This is a genomic window from Streptomyces sp. NPDC088350, assembly GCF_044753545.1.
Lineage (GTDB): Bacteria > Actinomycetota > Actinomycetes > Streptomycetales > Streptomycetaceae > Streptomyces.
The window spans coordinates 161,160-178,726 of record NZ_JBIVNL010000013.1 but is presented as its reverse complement, the minus strand read 5'-3'; the positions used below and the strand labels follow the sequence as shown (position 1 = coordinate 178,726).

The 17,567-nt window shown below is 69.0% G+C and carries 21 protein-coding genes and 2 pseudogenes; 10 read left to right on the top strand and 13 right to left on the bottom strand.

Going from position 1 to position 17,567, the window contains the following annotated elements:
- Nucleotides 1-8 precede the first annotated feature (8 nt).
- A complete protein-coding gene (locus ACIQBL_RS38475; RefSeq protein WP_401950877.1) occupies nt 9-953 on the top strand; it encodes a 1-phosphofructokinase family hexose kinase in 945 nt (314 codons plus the stop codon).
- Here the strand turns inward: ACIQBL_RS38475 and ACIQBL_RS38470 are convergent.
- Both ACIQBL_RS38470 and cdgB read right to left on the bottom strand, forming a co-directional pair.
- Nucleotides 943-1,890, bottom strand: coding sequence for a CBM35 domain-containing protein (locus ACIQBL_RS38470; RefSeq protein ID WP_401950875.1), 948 nt, complete (start codon nt 1,888-1,890; stop codon nt 943-945). The genes ACIQBL_RS38475 and ACIQBL_RS38470 overlap by 11 nt on opposite strands.
- A 129-nt stretch (nt 1,891-2,019) precedes the next feature.
- Nucleotides 2,020-3,678: a diguanylate cyclase CdgB gene (cdgB, locus tag ACIQBL_RS38465; RefSeq protein WP_401950873.1), complete on the bottom strand. Its 1,659-nt coding sequence runs from the start codon at nt 3,676-3,678 to the stop codon at nt 2,020-2,022.
- Between the two features lie 316 nt (nt 3,679-3,994).
- On the opposite strand from cdgB, the gene ACIQBL_RS38460 reads away from it, so the two are divergent.
- On the top strand, nt 3,995-4,567 hold the full coding sequence (locus ACIQBL_RS38460; protein WP_401950870.1) for a flavin reductase family protein: 573 nt from the start codon (nt 3,995-3,997) through the stop codon (nt 4,565-4,567).
- Between the two features lie 49 nt (nt 4,568-4,616).
- Nucleotides 4,617-5,011, top strand: a pseudogene (locus ACIQBL_RS38455) (GNAT family N-acetyltransferase).
- A gap of 27 nt (nt 5,012-5,038) precedes the next feature.
- On the opposite strand, the gene ACIQBL_RS38450 reads toward ACIQBL_RS38455, so the two are convergent.
- Both ACIQBL_RS38450 and arfB read right to left on the bottom strand, forming a co-directional pair.
- Nucleotides 5,039-5,902, bottom strand: coding sequence for a sigma-70 family RNA polymerase sigma factor (locus tag ACIQBL_RS38450; protein WP_401950867.1), 864 nt, complete (start codon nt 5,900-5,902; stop codon nt 5,039-5,041).
- 135 nt (nt 5,903-6,037) lie between these two features.
- On the bottom strand, nt 6,038-6,466 hold the full coding sequence (gene arfB, locus ACIQBL_RS38445; protein WP_401950864.1) for an alternative ribosome rescue aminoacyl-tRNA hydrolase ArfB: 429 nt from the start codon (nt 6,464-6,466) through the stop codon (nt 6,038-6,040).
- A gap of 175 nt (nt 6,467-6,641) precedes the next feature.
- On the opposite strand from arfB, the gene ACIQBL_RS38440 reads away from it, so the two are divergent.
- From ACIQBL_RS38440 to ACIQBL_RS38425, 4 genes are all read left to right on the top strand, one after another.
- A complete protein-coding gene (locus ACIQBL_RS38440; protein WP_401950861.1) occupies nt 6,642-7,217 on the top strand; it encodes a TerD family protein in 576 nt (191 codons plus the stop codon).
- 182 nt (nt 7,218-7,399) lie between these two features.
- Nucleotides 7,400-8,653, top strand: a complete 1,254-nt coding sequence (locus ACIQBL_RS38435) for a DUF1266 domain-containing protein (protein ID WP_401950859.1) — start codon at nt 7,400-7,402, stop codon at nt 8,651-8,653.
- A gap of 48 nt (nt 8,654-8,701) precedes the next feature.
- Nucleotides 8,702-9,418: a hypothetical protein gene (locus ACIQBL_RS38430; RefSeq protein ID WP_401951152.1), complete on the top strand. Its 717-nt coding sequence runs from the start codon at nt 8,702-8,704 to the stop codon at nt 9,416-9,418.
- Entirely contained in the window at nt 9,328-9,807 is a 480-nt protein-coding gene (locus ACIQBL_RS38425; protein WP_401951130.1) for a glycosyl hydrolase, read from the top strand. The genes ACIQBL_RS38430 and ACIQBL_RS38425 overlap by 91 nt, the downstream gene beginning before the upstream one ends.
- Nucleotides 9,808-9,837: 30 nt before the next feature.
- Here ACIQBL_RS38425 and ACIQBL_RS38420 read toward each other — a convergent pair whose 3' ends face one another.
- From ACIQBL_RS38420 to ACIQBL_RS38385, 8 genes are all read right to left on the bottom strand, one after another.
- Nucleotides 9,838-10,308 carry a hypothetical protein gene (locus ACIQBL_RS38420; RefSeq protein WP_401950856.1) on the bottom strand — a complete coding sequence of 157 codons (471 nt, stop codon included), beginning with the start codon at nt 10,306-10,308 and terminating at the stop codon, nt 9,838-9,840.
- 91 nt (nt 10,309-10,399) lie between these two features.
- Nucleotides 10,400-10,624, bottom strand: a complete 225-nt coding sequence (locus ACIQBL_RS38415; RefSeq protein ID WP_401950853.1) for a DUF397 domain-containing protein — start codon at nt 10,622-10,624, stop codon at nt 10,400-10,402.
- 295 nt (nt 10,625-10,919) lie between these two features.
- Nucleotides 10,920-11,750, bottom strand: coding sequence for a helix-turn-helix domain-containing protein (locus ACIQBL_RS38410; protein WP_401950850.1), 831 nt, complete (start codon nt 11,748-11,750; stop codon nt 10,920-10,922).
- The gene (locus ACIQBL_RS38405; RefSeq protein ID WP_401950848.1) at nt 11,747-12,271 is read right to left on the bottom strand and encodes a DUF6879 family protein; all 525 of its coding nucleotides are present in this window, start codon (nt 12,269-12,271) and stop codon (nt 11,747-11,749) included. Before ACIQBL_RS38405 ends, ACIQBL_RS38410 begins: the two co-directional genes overlap by 4 nt.
- The gene (locus ACIQBL_RS38400; RefSeq protein ID WP_401950845.1) at nt 12,255-12,446 is read right to left on the bottom strand and encodes a hypothetical protein; all 192 of its coding nucleotides are present in this window, start codon (nt 12,444-12,446) and stop codon (nt 12,255-12,257) included. Before ACIQBL_RS38400 ends, ACIQBL_RS38405 begins: the two co-directional genes overlap by 17 nt.
- Before the next feature lie 121 nt (nt 12,447-12,567).
- The gene (locus ACIQBL_RS38395; protein WP_401950843.1) at nt 12,568-13,038 is read right to left on the bottom strand and encodes a DUF6879 family protein; all 471 of its coding nucleotides are present in this window, start codon (nt 13,036-13,038) and stop codon (nt 12,568-12,570) included.
- Between the two features lie 3 nt (nt 13,039-13,041).
- Complete coding sequence (locus tag ACIQBL_RS38390; RefSeq protein WP_401951128.1) at nt 13,042-13,236, bottom strand: DUF397 domain-containing protein; 195 nt, start codon at nt 13,234-13,236, stop codon at nt 13,042-13,044.
- 16 nt (nt 13,237-13,252) lie between these two features.
- Nucleotides 13,253-14,104 carry a helix-turn-helix domain-containing protein gene (locus tag ACIQBL_RS38385; RefSeq protein WP_401950840.1) on the bottom strand — a complete coding sequence of 284 codons (852 nt, stop codon included), beginning with the start codon at nt 14,102-14,104 and terminating at the stop codon, nt 13,253-13,255.
- A 235-nt stretch (nt 14,105-14,339) separates the two neighbouring features.
- Here ACIQBL_RS38385 and ACIQBL_RS38380 point away from each other — a divergent pair, with 235 nt between their 5' ends.
- The 3 genes and pseudogenes from ACIQBL_RS38380 to ACIQBL_RS38370 form a co-directional block, all read left to right on the top strand.
- Nucleotides 14,340-14,582, top strand: coding sequence for a hypothetical protein (locus tag ACIQBL_RS38380; RefSeq protein WP_401950838.1), 243 nt, complete (start codon nt 14,340-14,342; stop codon nt 14,580-14,582).
- A 189-nt stretch (nt 14,583-14,771) separates the two neighbouring features.
- Entirely contained in the window at nt 14,772-15,731 is a 960-nt protein-coding gene (locus tag ACIQBL_RS38375) for a GNAT family N-acetyltransferase (protein WP_401950836.1), read from the top strand.
- Nucleotides 15,728-16,057 (top strand): annotated as a pseudogene (locus ACIQBL_RS38370) (hypothetical protein); the annotation flags it as partial. The gene ACIQBL_RS38375 and the pseudogene ACIQBL_RS38370, both read left to right, overlap by 4 nt.
- Before the next feature lie 86 nt (nt 16,058-16,143).
- On the opposite strand, the gene ACIQBL_RS38365 reads toward ACIQBL_RS38370, so the two are convergent.
- Complete coding sequence (locus tag ACIQBL_RS38365; RefSeq protein ID WP_401950833.1) at nt 16,144-17,562, bottom strand: M1 family metallopeptidase; 1,419 nt, start codon at nt 17,560-17,562, stop codon at nt 16,144-16,146.
- Nucleotides 17,563-17,567: the final 5 nt, after the last annotated feature.

Here is a 17,567-nt window from a genome sequence, read left to right as displayed (position 1 = left end):
TCGGCGCGGTGATCCTCACGGTCACGCTGAACACCGCTCTCGATATCACTTACCGGGTACGGGAGTTGCGACCGCACGCTTCGCACCGCGTGTCCGAGGTGACGGAACGCCCCGGCGGCAAGGGCCTGAACGTGGCCCGGGTCCTGGCCGCCCTGGGCCACGAGGTGATGGTCACCGGCTTCACGGGCGGCGCGACGGGACGGGTGGTCCAGGACCAACTCACCGACACCCCAGGCGTGTTGGACGCGCTCGTCCCGGTCGCCGGCGCGACCCGCCGCACGATAGCGGTGGTGGACGAGCTGACAGGTGACACGACTCAACTCAACGAGCCCGGCCCGACGGTCACTTCGGCGGAGTGGAGGGCCTTCCAGGAGGCGTACGAGTCCCTGCTGACCGGCGAGATCTCGGCGGTGGCCCTGTGCGGAAGCCTCCCGCCCGGACTCCCGGTGGGCGCCTACGCGGGCCTGATCCGCACAGCCCGAACGGCCGGCATCCCCGTCCTCCTCGACACCAGCGGCGAACCCCTCCGCAGAGGAGTCGCCGCCCGCCCCGACATCGTCAAGCCCAACGCCGAGGAACTGGCCGAACTCACCGGCTCCCAGGACCCGTTGCGCGCCACCCAGGCCACACGTCGCCGGGGCGCGCGTGCCGTGGTCGCCTCACTCGGCGCGCAGGGTCTGCTGGCGGCGACCCCGGAGGGCACCTGGCACGCGACGCCTCCGGCACGGATACCCGGCAACCCGACCGGCGCGGGCGACTCGGCGGTCGCGGGCCTGCTGTCGGGGTGGGTGGAACGCCTGCCGTGGCCGGACCGGCTGGCACGGGCCGTCGCGCTGTCGGCGGCGACCGTACTCTCCCCCGTGGCGGGCGAATTCGACCGGGCGGCCTACGAGGAGCTGCTGGGGCGGGTCGCGGTGACGGGGGACGCGAGCGCGGCCTGGGTCAGCCCTTGACCAGGTACAGCTGGTCGAAGTTGACGTCGCACTGGTCGCCCTGCTCGCAGGAGATCTTGATGGTGTTGGAGCCCTTGTTCAGCTGAACGGACGCCCAGGTTTCCGTCCAGCCCTTCGCATAGTCGCCCTCGGATGCCTTCGCGAAGTTGCTCAGGTTGAGTGCGCGGGACTGGGCCGTGCCGTTGACCGTGAGCGTGGCGGTGGCGTCCTTGCCGGGTACGCCGTAGTTGACGTACAGACGGTAGTTGCCGCTCTTCGCGAGGCCGCTCATGTTCCATGTCACGGACGCGCCGACCGCGTTGAAACCGGACACGTAGACACCGCCGTCGGCTTTGGCGCCGTCGACGTCGGACGCCGTGGCGGCGCCGCCGCCCAGCAGGAGGGCCTTGGCGTCGATCTTCGGCAGTTCCGCCTCGGCCGCGGGGCTGCTGCTCGACGCACTCGGCGAAGCACTCTGCGAAACCGACGGCGTGGACCCCGCCTGGTCGCCCGTCTTGTTGTCGCTGTTGCCGTTCATCATCGCCACGCTGATACCGATGACCACCGCGGCGACCACCGCGATCGCGCCGATCAGCAGGCCCTTGGTGTTGGGGCCGCGGCCACGGCCGCCGCCGCCGTTGTTGTACGCCGGGGGCTGCTGGGTGGGCGGGGCGCCGAACGACTCCGGGGCCTGGTAGTGCGCGTTCGGCTGGGCGCCGTAGGGCTGCTGCTGCGGGACGGTCTGGCCGTACTGCTGCTGGTACTGGGCGGTGGGGGCGGCGGCCTGCTGGCCGCCGTACTGGCGCTCGCCCACCGGGCGCACTCGGTTGACCGAACCCGGGTAGCCGTAGCCACCGCCGGAGGGCGGCTGGGCGCCGGCGGCCTGGCCGTCCTCGTACAGGTAGCCGAACGGGTCGTCGTCCTCGGGCGTGCTCGCGCCGTTGTTGCCGGGCGTCATCCCTAGGTCTCCTCAACAGGTGCGGGTGCAGATACGTCAGCTTCAGATACGTCTGGAGAACTCCGAGCCTACCCGCTCCGTGTCGTCCAAACGGGTGACTCGGATCGCATCAGACCGCTGACCTGGAGATCATCCCGCACGTCTGTGCTGTTTGGGACGAGATCGTTTCTCGATGTACATCCGTTCGTCAGCGGACTTCAAGACCTCGTCCGCCGTCATCCCGCAGTGGGCCCACCCGATGCCGAAACTGGCCCCGACCCGCATGGCCCGGCCGTCGACCCTGATGGGCTGGATGATCTCGTTCCGCAGGCGTACGGCGAGGTCGGCGGCGTCGGCCTTGCCGAGTCCGTCGGCCAGGACGACGAACTCGTCGCCGCCGAGCCTGGCCACCGTGTCGCCGTCGCGCACGGCCCGGCCGAGCCGCCGGGCGACCTCGATGAGGACGGCGTCGCCCGCGTTGTGCCCGAACCGGTCGTTGATCGACTTGAAGCCGTCGAGGTCGCAGAAGAGGACCGCGAGCCCCTTCGTGCCGTCGTCGCGCTCGCCCTCGGGGGCGATGGTGTGGACGTGGTGGTCGTAGGCGTCGAGGAGGTCGGCGCCGGGCCGGAAGTCGAAGCCGTGGCCGTTCGCGTCGTAGGCCGGGTGTCCGTACGCGGCGTCGAGGGACTCGATCTCGCCGGGGAACGCGGACTGCGGGCGCTGACAGAGGCGGGAGGAGAGGCGGGTGCGCAGCTCGGCCGAGTTCGGGAGGCCGGTCAGCGCGTCGTGCGCGGCGCGGTGGGCGAGCTGCAGCTCGCGGCGCTTGCGGTCCTCTATGTCCTCGACGTGGGAGAGGAGGAAGCGCGGCCCGTCGGCGGCGTCGGCAACGACGGAGTTGCGGAGCGAGACCCAGACGTAGGTGCCGTCCCGGCGGCCCAGGCGGAGCTCCGCGCGTCCGCCCTCCGCCGAGGTTCTCAGCAGGGTGCCTATGTCCTCGGGGTGGACGAGGTCCGAGAAGGAGTAGCGGCGCATCGCGGAGGCGGGGCGGCCCAGGAGGCGGCACAGGGCGTCGTTGCTGCGCAGTATTCGGCCGTGCTGGTCGCCGCCCATCTCGGCTATCGCCATGCCGGAGGGGGCGTACTCGAAGGCCTGCCGGAAGCTCTCCTCGCTTGCCCGCAGGGCCTGTTGCTCGCGTTCGAGTCTGACAAGTGCGCGCTGCATATTCGCACGTAGACGCGCGTTGCTGATCGCGATGGCGGCCTGGAACGCGTACATCTGGAGCGCTTCACGACCCCACGCGCCCGGCCGGCGGCCGTTGCGCGGCCGGTCCACGGACAGGACGCCGATCAGCTCGCCGCACGAGCCGCCGGAGACACTCGGCGTGTACATGGGGGCGAACAGCCGGTCGGAGGGGTGCCACTCGTCCTCGAAGCGGGGGGCGGGACCGTCGGTGTACCACTGCGGTACGTCGTCCTCGTCGAGGACCCAGCCCTCGGTGTGGGGGATGAACCGCAGGTCGCCCCAGTCCTCGCCCATGCCGAGGCGGCGCTCCCAGGAGGCGCGCGAACCGACCCGGCCGGTGATGAGTGCCTCGGCGGCGGAGTTGCCCGCGAAGGCGGCGACCACGAGGTCGCCGTCGGGGCGGACGAGGTTGACGCACGCCAGCTCGTAACCGAGCCCGTTGACCACGCCGTCGGCGACGGTCTGCAGGGTGTCCGCCAGGCTGCGGGCGGTGTTCATGTCCGCCATGACCGTGTGCAGTTGTCGCAGGGTCGCAAGACGGACGTAGGGTTCCGACTCGGTCTCCATACTCGCCCTCCCCCCGAGACCTCGCAGCGAATCAAGGGTCATCTTCCCCGCCACTGAATCACAGCGCGCTGCCCACTCGGTACACAGGGTCAACAATTACTACCCCTTGTGACTCAAGTCACAGCGGAAGATGAACAATTGAGTGGAGTTTCTGCATTTTCCCTGTGCGTTTACTGAACGCAAACTTTGTGGGTGTGTGGACATGATGCACGACGTTGTTCCGTCGTGTAGGCCGTTGGTCCTAGGACCCTGTGGGGATCCTGTTCGGACCGCGGTCCGATGCGGTGCGCGGACGTGGGGGATTAGCGTTTCGGGCGTGCTGAACACCGCGTCAACCACCGAGGCCGATCACTCCGGGCATGCTGTGGGGGTGAGCAACGACGAGTTCCGCGCCGCCCTCGCCCGGCTGGCCGCGGGCGTGGTCCTGGTGACCGCGCACGAGGAGCCGTACGACCCGGACGACCCCCAGGCTCCGGTCGGCGAGGACGTCGGCATGACCGCGACCGCCTTCATGTCGGTCTCCCTGGACCCGCCCCTGGTCCTGGTCAGCCTCCGCAACGGCTCCCGCATGGACGACCTCCTCGACGAACAGCCCCTGTGGGCCGTCTCCGTCCTCTCCGAGAGCCAGCGCCACATCGCCGGCCGCTTCGCCATGAAGGGCCGCATCAGCGACCGCCTCCTCTTCGACGACATCCCCTACGTCCACGGGGAGGCGTCCGGCGCGCCCCTGGTCCGCGGCGCGCTCGCCACCCTCGAATGCCGCACGGAGCAGCGGGTGCCGGCCGGGGACCACACGCTGGTCATCGGGCGGGTCCTGACGGCGGAGGTGGGCAGCGCGGAGGGCGGCCCGCTGTCCTATTTCCGGGGCAGATACCGGCAGTTGGGGTGACGGTGAACTCCGGTGGCCCGCCGGTGATCCGTCCGCCTACCGTGCACGCATGACGACGACCACCGCCGCCGAGCCCGGGCCCCGCCTAGAAGAGATCACCCGGAGCAACATCGACGCCGCCATGGGCATACAGGTCCGCCCCGACCAGGAGTTCGCGGTCCCCCCGTCGTGAAGTCCCTCGCCGAGGCCTACGTCCATCCCGGCACCGTCGTCCGCTCCGGCCTGTGGCGCCTCAACATCGCGGCGGACCAACAGGGGCGCGGCTACGGCCGGTTCGCCGTGGAGTCCGTCGCCGCCGAGATCCGCCGCCGGGGCGGCAAGGAGCTGTACGTGACGTGGCACGAGGGCGCGTCCGGCCCCGCGGAGTTCTACCTGGGCCTGGGTTTCCGGCCCAACGGCGAGCTGAGCGAGGGCGAGACGGTCGGGGTGCTGGAGCTGGCTTAGCCGCGCTTCACACGCTTTGGCCGCCCCTCAGACCAGCCGGACGTCCAGCGACGCCACCTTCTCCGGGTCCGTCACGATGTCGATCACGGCGATCCGGTCACCCACGAACGTGAAGGTCAGGGTGCGTTCGGGCCGCCCGTCGACGATGAGGGCGATACCGGTGACGCCGTCCACCAGGGCGGGCCGCGCGAGGGCGGCGAAGTGCGCGAAGCTCGTCGCACCGGTCGCCACGGCGACGGCACCCGTGGTCACGGCGCCCTCGGAACGGGCCACGACATCCGGGTCGAGCAGCTTCACCAGCGCGTCGAAGTCGCCCTCGCGCACGGCGGCGAGGAAGGCGTCGGCGACCACCCGTCGCCGGACGAGATCCGCGTCCGGGGCGGGAGCGCCCCGCACCCGGCGCCGGGCCCGGCTGGCCAACTGCCGTGCCGCCGTGGGCGTACGGCCGACGATGGACGCGATCTCCTCGAACGGCACCGCGAACAGATCGTGCAGCACGAACGCGAGCCGCTCGGCGGGGGTGAGGGTCTCCAGTACGACGAGGAGGGCGGCCCCGACCGAGTCGGCGAGGAGGGCGTCCTGTTCGGGATCGGGCGCGGTGGCCGGGACGGGCGTACCGAGGTCGAGGGGTTCCTCGGCGCGGGACTTGCGGGAGCGGAGCATGTCGAGGCAGACCCGGCCGACGACGGTCGTCAGCCAGCCCCCGAGGTTCTCCACCTGTTCCGGGTCCGCGTGGCTCAGCCGGAACCAGGCCTCCTGGACGGCGTCGTCGGCCTCGGCGGCCGAGCCGAGCATGCGGTGGGCGACGGCACGGAGGCGGGGGCGGTGGGATTCGAATCGGGCGGCGAGAAATTCACCGTTATTTTGTCGGGGGAATTCGAAGTCGCCCACAGGTAAACACTCCTCGTCGCGGTCCGTCGTCACCGGTACGACGAAGCACGGGCCGAGGATGTGACAAGGGACTGGAACAAGGGACTGGGACAAAGGGCGGGAACAAGGGGCTGTGACAACCGGTACCGGCCGGGATTACCCCCAGTCGCGCCCGGTCCGTCCCCGCTTGGTGTCGGAGCGCGCCTTCTTCTCCCGCAACCGGCGCTCATTGATACCGCGCGGAATACGGGTCGCCCGGCGCGGCTTGGGCGGCGGCGCGGTGGCCTCGGCGAGCAGCGCCGCGAGGCGTACGGCGGCGGTCTCGCGGTTGCGCCACTGGGAGCGGTGCTCGGAGGACCGTACGGTGACGACGCCGTCGACGAGCCGCGAGGCCAGCCGCTCCAGCGCGCGCCGCTTCCACACGTCGGGCAGGGACTCGGTCTTCGCGAGGTCGAAGCGCAGCTCCACCTGGGAGTCGCTGGTGTTGACGTGCTGCCCGCCCGGCCCTGACGACCGCGAGAAACGCCACATGAGCTCGGCCTCGGGCAGGGAGACGGAGCCGCGGATGGGATAGGGACCGGACATGTCCCCATGGTCGCGTGTCTGTCCGGTCCACGTCACGCCATTTACTCCGAAGGTCCCGGGTAAAGAAAGTAAAGCCACGTGGAACCTTCGGTACCCCTCTTGGCGTTCATACAGGTACCGGTAGCTTCGTCCTCAGTACGAAGCCCGCACCGCAACGAGGGAAGGACTCCCAACAATGGCTGTAAGCCTGTCCAAGGGTGGCAACGTCTCGCTCACCAAGGAGGCCCCGGGCCTGACCGCCGTCACCGTAGGCCTCGGCTGGGACGTCCGCACCACCACCGGCACGGACTTCGACCTCGACGCCTCGGCGATCGCGGTCAACCCCGAGGGCAAGGTCTACTCGGACGGACACTTCATCTTCTTCAACAACAAGTCGACCCCGGACCAGACGATCGTCCACACCGGCGACAACCGCACGGGCGAGGGCGCGGGCGACGACGAGGCGATCAACGTCAACCTGGCCGGCCTCCCGGCCGACATCGAGAAGATCGTCTTCCCGGTCTCGATCTACGACGCGGAGACCCGCTCGCAGAACTTCGGCCAGGTCCGCAACGCGTACATCCGCATCGTGAACCAGGCCGGCGGCGCCGAGATCGCCCGCTACGACCTCTCGGAGGACGCGGCGACGGAGACGGCCATGGTCTTCGGCGAGCTGTACCGCAACGGCGCGGAGTGGAAGTTCCGCGCGGTCGGCCAGGGTTACGCCTCGGGCCTGGTCGGCATCGCCCAGGACTTCGGCGTCAACGTCTGACGTACGCGACGCTCGCCGTGCCGTGCGCGAAGCCCCTGGTTGCGATTGCCGCCGGGGGCTTCGGCCTGTGCGGGAACGGGAGTTGAGGGAGTGCGGCCCGGGGGTCCACAGGGGGATCTCAGTCCCATATGAGAATGTGCCGGGATCACCAGCCGTTGGCCCCTGGAAGGACAGCGAGCCCTATGTCGTTCGGACCGTCCCCCGCCGGTTTCGGGCCTCCTCCACCGCCCTCCTGGACCCCGCCGACCGAGACGGAACGCGCACTGGCCGAGGCCGGCGCGCGCGGCGACCGGTCCGCCTACTACGACGTCCTCGCCCGGGTCCGCCTCTACTACGTGATGTCCCGCGAGGCCTACGACGCCCAGCCCGACCGCGTCCACCGCACGTTCGTCCGCGACCCGCGCACCGGCACCGAGCGCTGGGAGCTGTTCACCGACGGCATGCTGCCCGCGCCACGCTCCGACGTGGTGTTCTCGCGAGCCTCGCTGCGCTGGATAGCGGACGCCTGGAACCCGGACTGCCCACCGGCCGTCGTCATCAACCCGGGTTCCCCGTGCGAACTCGCCCTCCCCTACGGCCCACCGGGCACGACGGACTGGTCACGGGCGGCGGAACGCACAGCCGCCCCCTCCCCCTCGATGCGCCTGCGCGCGCTCCACGTCGGCGGCGCGCTGCACGGCCCGGTCGCCCACGGCCTGGCCTGCGGAGCCCTCCTCTGCGTCAGCAACGGCTCCCTGTGGAACGCGTTGGCCTGGCACGGACACGGCTACGACGGCGAACGCCGGCGACTGCGGGAGTGGTGGGGCATCACCACCCGCGCCGAATGGCAGCGCCATCTGCGCAACCTGCTCGCCGCCGAGGCGTCCAGCTCCGTATGGGAGTTCGCGCTGGGTCTGCGCCGTACGATCGCCCGTGACTTCGGCGGCCACGTCGACACGGGGTACTGGCGTCAGGCCGTGGCCACCGTGATCCGCGCCGGCTCCGAGGGCTCCACGGTGATCACGGAGGACGGCGTCACCAAGACCGACCCGCGCCCCGCGTCGGAGACCGAGGCGCGTATCGAGGGCGTACAACACCTCATCGGCCGCATCACCCGCTACGAGGCCCGGATGCGCGCCGACGGCATCCTCGACGAGAACCGCCACGTCACCTCGGTCGAGGCCTGGGACCTGGGCCGCGCCTCGAAGATGGCCCGCTGGGGCCTCGGCGCCCGCTTCTGCACGCTTGCGGAGACCGAGTCCGCGGTCATCCGCGCGGGCCGCGCCGCCGCCCTCGCCTACCGCTCCTGGCCGGACTTCTCCGCCGGCTACATCCTCGGCCGCTGCCTGCACTTCGACGAGGAGGAGTTCGGCGACTGGTACCAGGACATGGTCACCGCGCACCGGATTCTCCTGTCGGAGGCGGGGAGTCCCTGGCTCAACATCCCGTTCCGGTAGGAGGGTCATAACCTGGCGAAGATCCGTTCCCTGCCTGGAGGTTGAGCCTTGCGCAGACGTACGTTCGTCACCGCCCTCGGCGCCACGGTCGCCGCGTCCGCCGTACCGGGAGTGGCACGGGCGGCCTCGCCGCTCATCGCCCCCACGCTGACGGGCCGGGACCCGTCGGCGTCGGCGAACGCGCGGAAGGTCTACGGCCACCTGGTGTCGCTGGAGAACGCCGCGCGCTCCGGGACGCACCCGATGACGATCATCGGCCAGCACATCGAGACCCAGCAGGAGCTGTACAACGCGAGTTACGGGGACACGGGCGGCACGACGTTCTCCGGCTACTACTACAAGAAGGCCGCGGACATCACGGGCAAGCTGTCCGGCTTCGTCGAGATCGACCTCGGTCCCGGGTACGGCGCGACCGGCTGGGGGACGTACGGGGACCGGTCCTACAACCGGCCGCTCGGGCTGCCGACGGGGGTGCGGTCGTGGCAGTACACGGACGATGCCGTCGACCTGGCCTGCGGTGTGCGGAAGGGGCTGCCGCGCACGGCGGACGGCAGCTACAACCCGGCCGGCACCCGGGCGGAGACGCGTCCTACCCACTGGCGACGCTCACCACCGACCAGGCATGGTTCGACCGCGTCCTCGACCGGGAGTCGGACACCGACGAGTACCGGGCGCTGCTGGCGGACCTGTCCTTCCTGGCCGCCACACTCTCGTACTTCGCCGCATGGGACATCCCCGTACTCCTCCGGCCGTACGACGAGATGAACGGCGACTGGTTCTGGTGGGGCGGGAAGACCCCGGCCTCCTACAAGAAGCTGTGGCGGATCACGTACGACCACCTGGTCAGGACGAAGGGCCTGCACAACCTGATCTTCGTCTGGTCGCCCAACGCCTGGGACCCGCAGGGGGACAACGTCCCGTGGGACTACTACCCCGGATCCGACAACATGCCGATCACGGCGGCCGGTTCGAACGCGCTGACCCGCAGCCCGTGGGTGATCTGGAGCACGTGGGGCTCAGGCCTGACCAAGACGGCCATCAACTCGAACGCGGACGTGAAGGCGACGTACTACGCCACGGACCAGGTGTACACGGGCGGTTCGGGCACCGGGTTCGGGCAGAACTTCGACTGGGGGTCGGTGCACGCCCGCTGAGCGCGGGGCCGGGGTGACGTGTTTAGGGGGCTATTCCCGGACGGGGCACGGCAGTTCGGGTGCCGCGCTGTTCGGGGAACAGGTGACAAGGGCGAGGGACAGGTACGAGGGGCGGTCGAGATAGAACCCGTACGACATATCAGCCCCCGTCGCCAGGTGCTCAGCGGCCGAGTTGACAAGCCGCGCGAGGCGAGCGATGTCCCGCTCCGCGTCGGAAGCGAACCGGGGTGCGTGCCGGGCGAGTTGCTCCTCGAGCCAGGCCGCCGCCTCCTTCGCCTCACCCCACGTACCCCGCACGAGGGAGCGGGGCTTGACGAGCCAGTACACCGTTTCCAGGGGCGGCAGATCGCACACGGGGAACTCCGCCGCCACCTCGCGGTACCGCTGGATCAGCTCCGGTCTGCTGCCGGCGGGCGGGGGCTCCGGATGCGGAGGCCGTCGTAGGGCTTCCTGATCGAAGCGCTGTTTCGGGCCGGTCCACAGATAGCCATGGTGGTGCACCTGTCGTTCCTGTTCTGTGTCGGCGATCGCGGGAGCGACCGGTCCCGGCCTGTGGAGAAGCGGGCCGGAACCGGTCGGAGAGCGCGAAGGATCAGACCTTCAGTCCGAACCGCGCCGGGTCGATACCGGCCGCGTCCAACTCCTCCGTGGTGAACCGCAACGGCTCCGCGCCCGGCCGCTTGCTGTCGCCCAACGCCCAGGCGTCGTCAGCGATCCGGGCCAGGGTCACGCATCCTTCGGTGCAGGGACCGCCGCACGCCTTGACGAACGAGGCCCCGCTGAGGTCGAGCGCGTACAGGTCAGTTCCGTTCTGCATCGCTGCACCTTCCTGCTCAACTGATCGCGGCCATGACCGACCGCCGCCGCCCTTGCTGGACGGGAGTTCATGGGAGAGGGGGACCTACGCCTCGGCGGTCGGAGCGCTCACGACGCGTGCGCTTCTGTCTGATGCCGACGCATCCTCACATTCGCGTCGGACACGGCGCTGTGGTCGCCTGCGGACCGGGCGTTCTCACGGGCCACCGACAAGGACAGACAGCCAGAACAACCAGGTACCGCCGAAGGCTCTTTGCTCTCCATGACTTCATCTTCGACGGGCCACAGATACATCTCTAGCCTGTTTCCTGTTCCCGCAAGAAGTCGTCGCGGATGCCCTCGATCAGACTCCGCATGTCGTCACCGGACAACGCAACGCGCGCGAATCCATCGAACTTTTCGGCGTAGAGGCCAACATCTCTGGGGTCCGTGACGACCACCTCCGCGTGAACCGTTTCTATCGTGACCATTCGGTCGTCACGGATGACGAAAGCGTGATTCGCGATGTCCTGCTGCTGAAACCGCAGGGGGACGACCTGGATGTCCACATGGGAGAGCCGCGAGACGGAAGCAATGCGATCGAGTTGTGCGGCCATCATCTGGGGCGGGACGATTCGCCACCGCAAGACGGGTTCTGTGATGATGAACCGCAGCGACTTCGTGTTGTCGTAAAGGACCGCTTGGCGTTCAAGTCGTCCAGCGATCGTCCGAGTGAGCGCATCCTCGGTGAGGTTGTGGCGTTGCAGAACGGCCCGGATGTATTCCGGGGTCTGGAGTAGACCCGGAACCAGGGCTGTCTGAAACAGCCGCAGTGTCGACATCTGCGCTTCCAGAGCCTTGACGTCCTGCTGACCCTTGTGCGCTCCGATCCGCTTGAGGAGACGCCATGCCGTCGCCTCTGTGGCTGACGCCCGCGCGACCTCGGTGTACTCCGCCTTGACCTCGTCAGATACGCCAATGGCGGTGAGGATGCGCTCCACGTCCGCCGCGCCGGCTGCGACCTGCGCATTCTCGATCTTGGACAGCTTGGACGGAGACATGAGGGCGCTGCGGGCAACTGCCTTGGCTTCCTTGCCGGATGCCACTCTCAGCGCCCGCAGCGCGGCTCCAAGCTGTGCTCTGTTCACGCCCCGTACTTGGCCCACCATTCAGTGAACGGCTCCGCCTGGGCGAGTGCCACATCACGGAACCGGGTGAATTCCGCCGTTCGTTCGGGCGGCAAGATCTCCGATCCCAGGAATTTTCCGGTTCCATCGTAGTTCATCGCGGCTACCGACTCGGAGTCGAAGAACCAGAAGTCCGGCGCACTCTCCAGGGGGTTGGGCCTCTCGGTGACGTCAAGGATGAAGAATTCTTCGCCCCCTGACATGTTCTTCTGGTACCCCCACTCGAGTTCGAACCTGAGATAGTCCGAGAGCGGGCGCAACAGAATGTGCACCCGATAGACCCTCTTCCCCCTACCTGTGTGCGATCGGAGTTCTTCGATCCAACCCGAGTTGTAGTCGTCCGGCTGCGACTCCCCTGCAAGGAAGGCATGATAGGCGTCGACGTTCCCGGACTTGCTGTAGTCGTCCAGGGTTTCGAGACGAAATGCCTCGCGCTCGAACGTGCCGAAAAGGTCCCCGAGGGTCCTAGATGAGGTTGTCACGGATGGCCTTCTGGATCAGTTCCATCGGGATCTCGACGAGGGTCTCGTGGTCGGGAATCTGCAGCCCGTGATCGGTCGGTGTCTCACCCTGCACCAGGAAGGTGCCTCGATCCGTCGCGTAGATCGTCGGACAGTCCTTGATGTCACACGTACTGACCAGCTTGGTGACCTTCATACTCCGGGTTCCCCCTCTGCCATGGCACTGCCGTACCCCGCGTCTGAGTTGATGCTCCCGAGGGCGGGGCAGACAGGTCAAGCGATCACGGTTGACGGAACAGGAAACCGTGCGAATCAGCTCAGGCAACCTCGAATTCCACCGCCGGATCAGCGGTGCGCTCTTCGTCGCCGTCCGGCGAGAGTTCCCCGTCTCCGGTGAAATGCAGGAACACGACGAGGGTGTCGTCGAACAGCCAGAAGTCGTTGCCCGGCAGTGCCAGATCCGACGCCCGCCGACGCGGGAGCCAGCGCACCTGTTCTCCGGCATCAACATTGCCCGACGTCACGTGGTGCTCGAAGCGGATGTAGTCCGTGACCGGCTCGGAGACGATCCGGGCCCGCCGAATTGTGACACCTCGGCCGACAGTGTCACGTATCAACGCCGGCCAGGGACTTGCCTCGTGGTCCAGGTACCGGGACGTTCCGCGAGCGCCGTGCCGCCAGGCGACGTACTCCGGGTCGGACCGCATATAGCCGTCCCACATCTCCAGATGCACCGCGGACCTCTTGGCCAGCCGGAACAACTCGTCAAACGCCGGCGCCTCCGCCATCCTTCACCGCCAGCTCCACCGACCGGCATCGGGAAGGGCCCCGCAGTGCCGCATCAGGGCCTGCAACGGCGCCGGGTCCAGGGCCAGTACGTCACCGGGGGTTTCACTCTCGCGGAGGAGTATTCGGCCTTCATGGTGGGCGAGTTCAAGGCAGTTGCCGCCCTCGATGCCGGAGAAGGACGACTTCTGCCACTGCACGGACAACGGGGGCCTCTCAGAGTTCTCGGGCGATGTGATGGATGAGTTGCCGGGACTTCACTTCGCTCAGCGACAAACGCTCAGCGAAGTCGAGCAGCACTCGATACTTGTTCAGCTGCGCCGCGGCTCCGAGGTAGAAATTTCCCGTCGGGCTGTCCAACTGGACCGTGTCGAGCTGCGGTACGACTCCCCCGGCATACGTAGGGGCATCCGTCGCCTCAATGAACTCCTCGCAGGTGAAGGGGAGTACGAGTAGCGTGACGGACGGCCGCTCGGACGCTTCGAGCAGGTATTCCAACTGCCCCCGGGTAACTTTGCGGCCTCCGAAGCGCATACGCAGCGCCGCCTCATGAATGATTACCTTGAGCGGGAGCGGCACGTCCCGCTCCAGGACGCTCTGACGCCGCAGGCGGAATTCGACCCTCGCCTCGATGTTCTCGGCGGGCAGTACATGCCTGTAGCTGTGATGGATCGCCCGGATGTACTCCTCGGTCTGCAGGACGCCCGGCACATTGATCACGTTGACGCAGCACAAGTACGTTGCGTGGTGCTCCAGTTCGGCGAGGTCGAGAAAGCCGGGGGCGAGTATTCCGCGGTACTCCTCCCACCACCCCCTCCCCCGCTCCTCGGCCATCGCGCACAGCGCCTCGACGAGCTTCCCGTCGGACGCGGAGTAGCACGTGGCCAGCCGCCGGACCCGGTCCGCGCTCACGCCCCAGCGCCCGGCCTCGATATGGCTGATCTGAGCCTGGTTGCCGCCGAGGAACGCCCCTGCCTCACGGGCCGCCATCCCCGCCGCCTCGCGAAGTTTGCGCAACTCCGCACCGAGCCGGGCCTGACGAACCGTCGGGCTACTCCTGGGTGGCATCGCTTTCCTCCTGGTCGAGCGGTCCAAGTCTGCCGGGCAGGCAGGCGGCGGGTCCACTCGATCGAGGGGGAATTCCGTCACACACATGCGACGGCACATGGATGTGCCCTACTGTCGTCCTTGGCACCACACACCAGTGAACCCACAGTGCAGCCATGCCAGTTGGCCCGGCCGAGCCATGGAGGTGTGCGCGCCGCGAGCGCCTCGTACCGGCACGAACGACAAAGGAGTCACCGTGGACCCCGCCCCACACCCCCCACAGATCTACCGCCTCCGCACCCCCAACTCCCCCACCAGCCCCAAGATCTGCCGAGACCTCGTCGCCCTCCTCCTCCAGGTCACCGGCCACCCCCAACACGCCGACACCGCCGGACTCCTGGTCTCCGAGATCGTCACAAACGTCAACCTCCACACCGACTCCCTGGCCGTACGCCTCGAAGTAGTCCTGCGCCACGACCGCTTACGCGTCTCGGTCTAGGACGACGCCCTCGACGCCGATCCCCACCAGAAACCCGGCGACACGTACGACGAGAACGGTCGGGGCCTGCTCCTGCTCACCGACCTCGCCCGGGACTGGGGCGTACAGCGGAGCGCCACCGCACACGGCACCCCCGCCAAACAGATCTGGTTCGAACTCGGCGGAGCCCCCGGCCGCTAGCGTGCCCCCATGTTCCTCGAACCGCTCACGCCGACCGAGGCCGGCGCACTCCCCGGCGAGCTCCTCACCGAACTCACCGCCCTCTACGCCTCCCACCACGCGTTCCATGCCCTGAGCGGTGACTTCCCGGACCCGCAGGACATCCGGCCCGAGCAGGTGGCGACCGCGCTGGCCGACGAGTTGGCCGATCCGGACACGGAAGTCCTGCTCGCCCGTAGTGCGGGGCGGCTCGTCGGGATCGCGATCACCCTCGGGACGCATCCGGACTCTGAGGACGAAGACCCCTGGATCGGCCTGCTGATGGTGGACGCGAGCGAACAACGGCAGGGTTTCGGACGGCAGTTGGCATCCCTCGTCGAGGACCGCTTCCGCGCGGCCGGCCAAACCGCCGTACGCCTCGCCGTCCTCGACAGCAATCCCGACGGCCTCGCCTTCTGGACCGCCCTCGGCTACGACGTCATCGACCACCGCCGGGACCGCCAACTCGGCCGCCCCTGCGCCGTATTGCGCAAGCAGCTCCGCATCGCCCGGCACGCCGCCCGGGTCGCCGTGCTCGACCCCGCGGGCTCCGTCTTCCTCTTCTGCTACGAAAGCGTCGAGACCGGCATCCACTGGTCCCTGCCCGGCGGCGGCCTCGAAACGGACGAGACCCCACGCGAGGGCGCCCTGCGCGAACTGCGGGAGGAAACCGGCTGGACCGACCTGGAGCCCGGCCCCCTGTTGTGCACCTGGGAACACGACTTCACCCGCTTCGACGTCGCCGTCCACCAGCGCGAACACATCTACGTCACGCACGGCCCCCATCGCGAACCCACCGGTCCCGACCTCGCCGCCGCCCACGCCGAGGACGGCATCCTCACCTGGCGGTGGTGGACCCGGGAGGAGCTGCGCGGGACGACGGAGACCGTGTGGCCGGCTGAACTAGCCCGGATGCTGGACGAGTTGGAGGGACAGAGTCCGCAGGCATGACACGGGCCGCTCTCCTCATTCGGGGAGGGCGGCCCGGTCAACGGCGACGCTTCGCCTCCGCTACAACCCTCGACGCCATGGGCGCCATCGGCCGCGTCCTGCGGCTTTCGCGGCTGGTCAACGCCCGGGCCCGGCTGACGGAGTACTTCGCCCAGTACGACATGGAGACCTGGGAGTTCGGCGTCCTCGCGACCCTGCGCCGCAGCGACCGGCCGCTGACGGCGAATGCACCGGCCTCCGGCGTCATGATCGGCTCGGCCGCCCTCACCAACCGCGTCGACCGGCTCGTCGCCCACGGCCTCGTCACCCGCGGCTCGGTCCCCGGCGACCGCCGCAGCCTGCACATCGCGCTCACCGACGCCGGGCGCGACGAACTGACCCGGATGCTGAGGCGGCCTCGGCGAAGGCCGGTTCAGGCGTGCGCGGGCTTTCCGTCCCCGTACAGCCAGTCCCGCCAGATCCCGCCGAAGTCCTTGCCCGGCGCCATCCGCTCCACGTACGCCGTGAACTCCGCCGTGTCCGCGTTGCCGTGGCGACGGGCAGCCGCCCAGCCCTGGACGATGTCGTAGAACCGGGCGTCGCCGACCGTCTGCCGGATCTTGTGCAGGACCATCGCGCCGCGTTCGTAGACGGGGCTGTCGGAGATGTGCGCGGCGGAGGTGGGGCGGGCCGGAGGAAAGGCCCAGACCGCCTCGCTGTCGGACGGGTCGTCGTAGTAGGTGCCGTCGTAGAGCGCGTCGAAGGTCTCCTGGGCCGTGTCGCCGCCGTGGTCCTCGTCCCAGAGCCATTCCGCGTACGTCGCGAAGCCCTCGTTGAGCCACATGTCGCGCCAGGTCCTCGGGGTGACCGAGTCGCCGTACCACTGGTGGGCGAGTTCGTGGACGAGGGTGGCGGTGTCCGGGGCGCCGGGGAAGACGGGACGGTTCTGGGTCTCCAACGCGTACCCCGCGTCCCCCCGCCGGTCGACGATCGCGCCGGTGGAGGAGAAGGGGTACGGGCCGAAGTTGTACTCCTCCCACTCCATGATCTCCGGGATCCTCGCCAGCACCTTCCGGCTCGCTGCCGCCTCCTCCGGGTCGACCGCCACGTACACCGGGAGGCCGTTCTTCGTGGTGGTGCGGGTGATGTCGTAGTGGCCGATCGCGAGCGTGGCCACGTAGGTCGCCATCGGCTGGGTGGTGCGCCAGCTGTACGTCGTACGGTTCCCGCTGGTCGTCTCGGTCCTCAACTCGCCGTTGGAGACCGCCTGCAGGCCCCTCGGGACCGTGATCGTGATGTCGTACGTCGCCTTGTCGGAGGGGTGGTCGTTGCCGGGGAACCAGGCCATCGAGCCGACCGGCTCGCCCAGCGCCAGCGCGCCGTCCGCCGTGCGCAGCCAGCCCTCCTCCGAGCCGTCCGGGTCGGTGATCGTCTCGGGGGTGCCGGAGTAGCGGACCGTCGTCTCGAACGTCCTGCCCTTGGGGAGGGCTGAGGGCGGGCGGACCGTCAGTTCCTGGCCGCTGCGGGTCCAGCGGGCGTTCCGGCCGCCGACCGTCAGTGACGCGACCTCCATGCCCTTGAGGTCCAGGTCGAAGGCGGAGAGGTTGTGGGTGGCCCGGGCCGTGATCTCGGCCGTGCCGGTGAGGCGGTGGGTGCCGGGGGTGTACGCGAGGGTCAGGGCGTAGTGGGTGACGTCGTAGCCGCCGTTGCCCGCCTTCGGGAAGTACGGGTCGGCCACACCCGCGCCGCCGGCGGTGCCGTGCACGCTTCCGCCGCCGCACGCCGTCAGCGTGAGGGCCAGCGCGAGCGCGAAGGGGGTGGCGACCGGGGCGAACGGTGTGGATCGGGACACGTCAA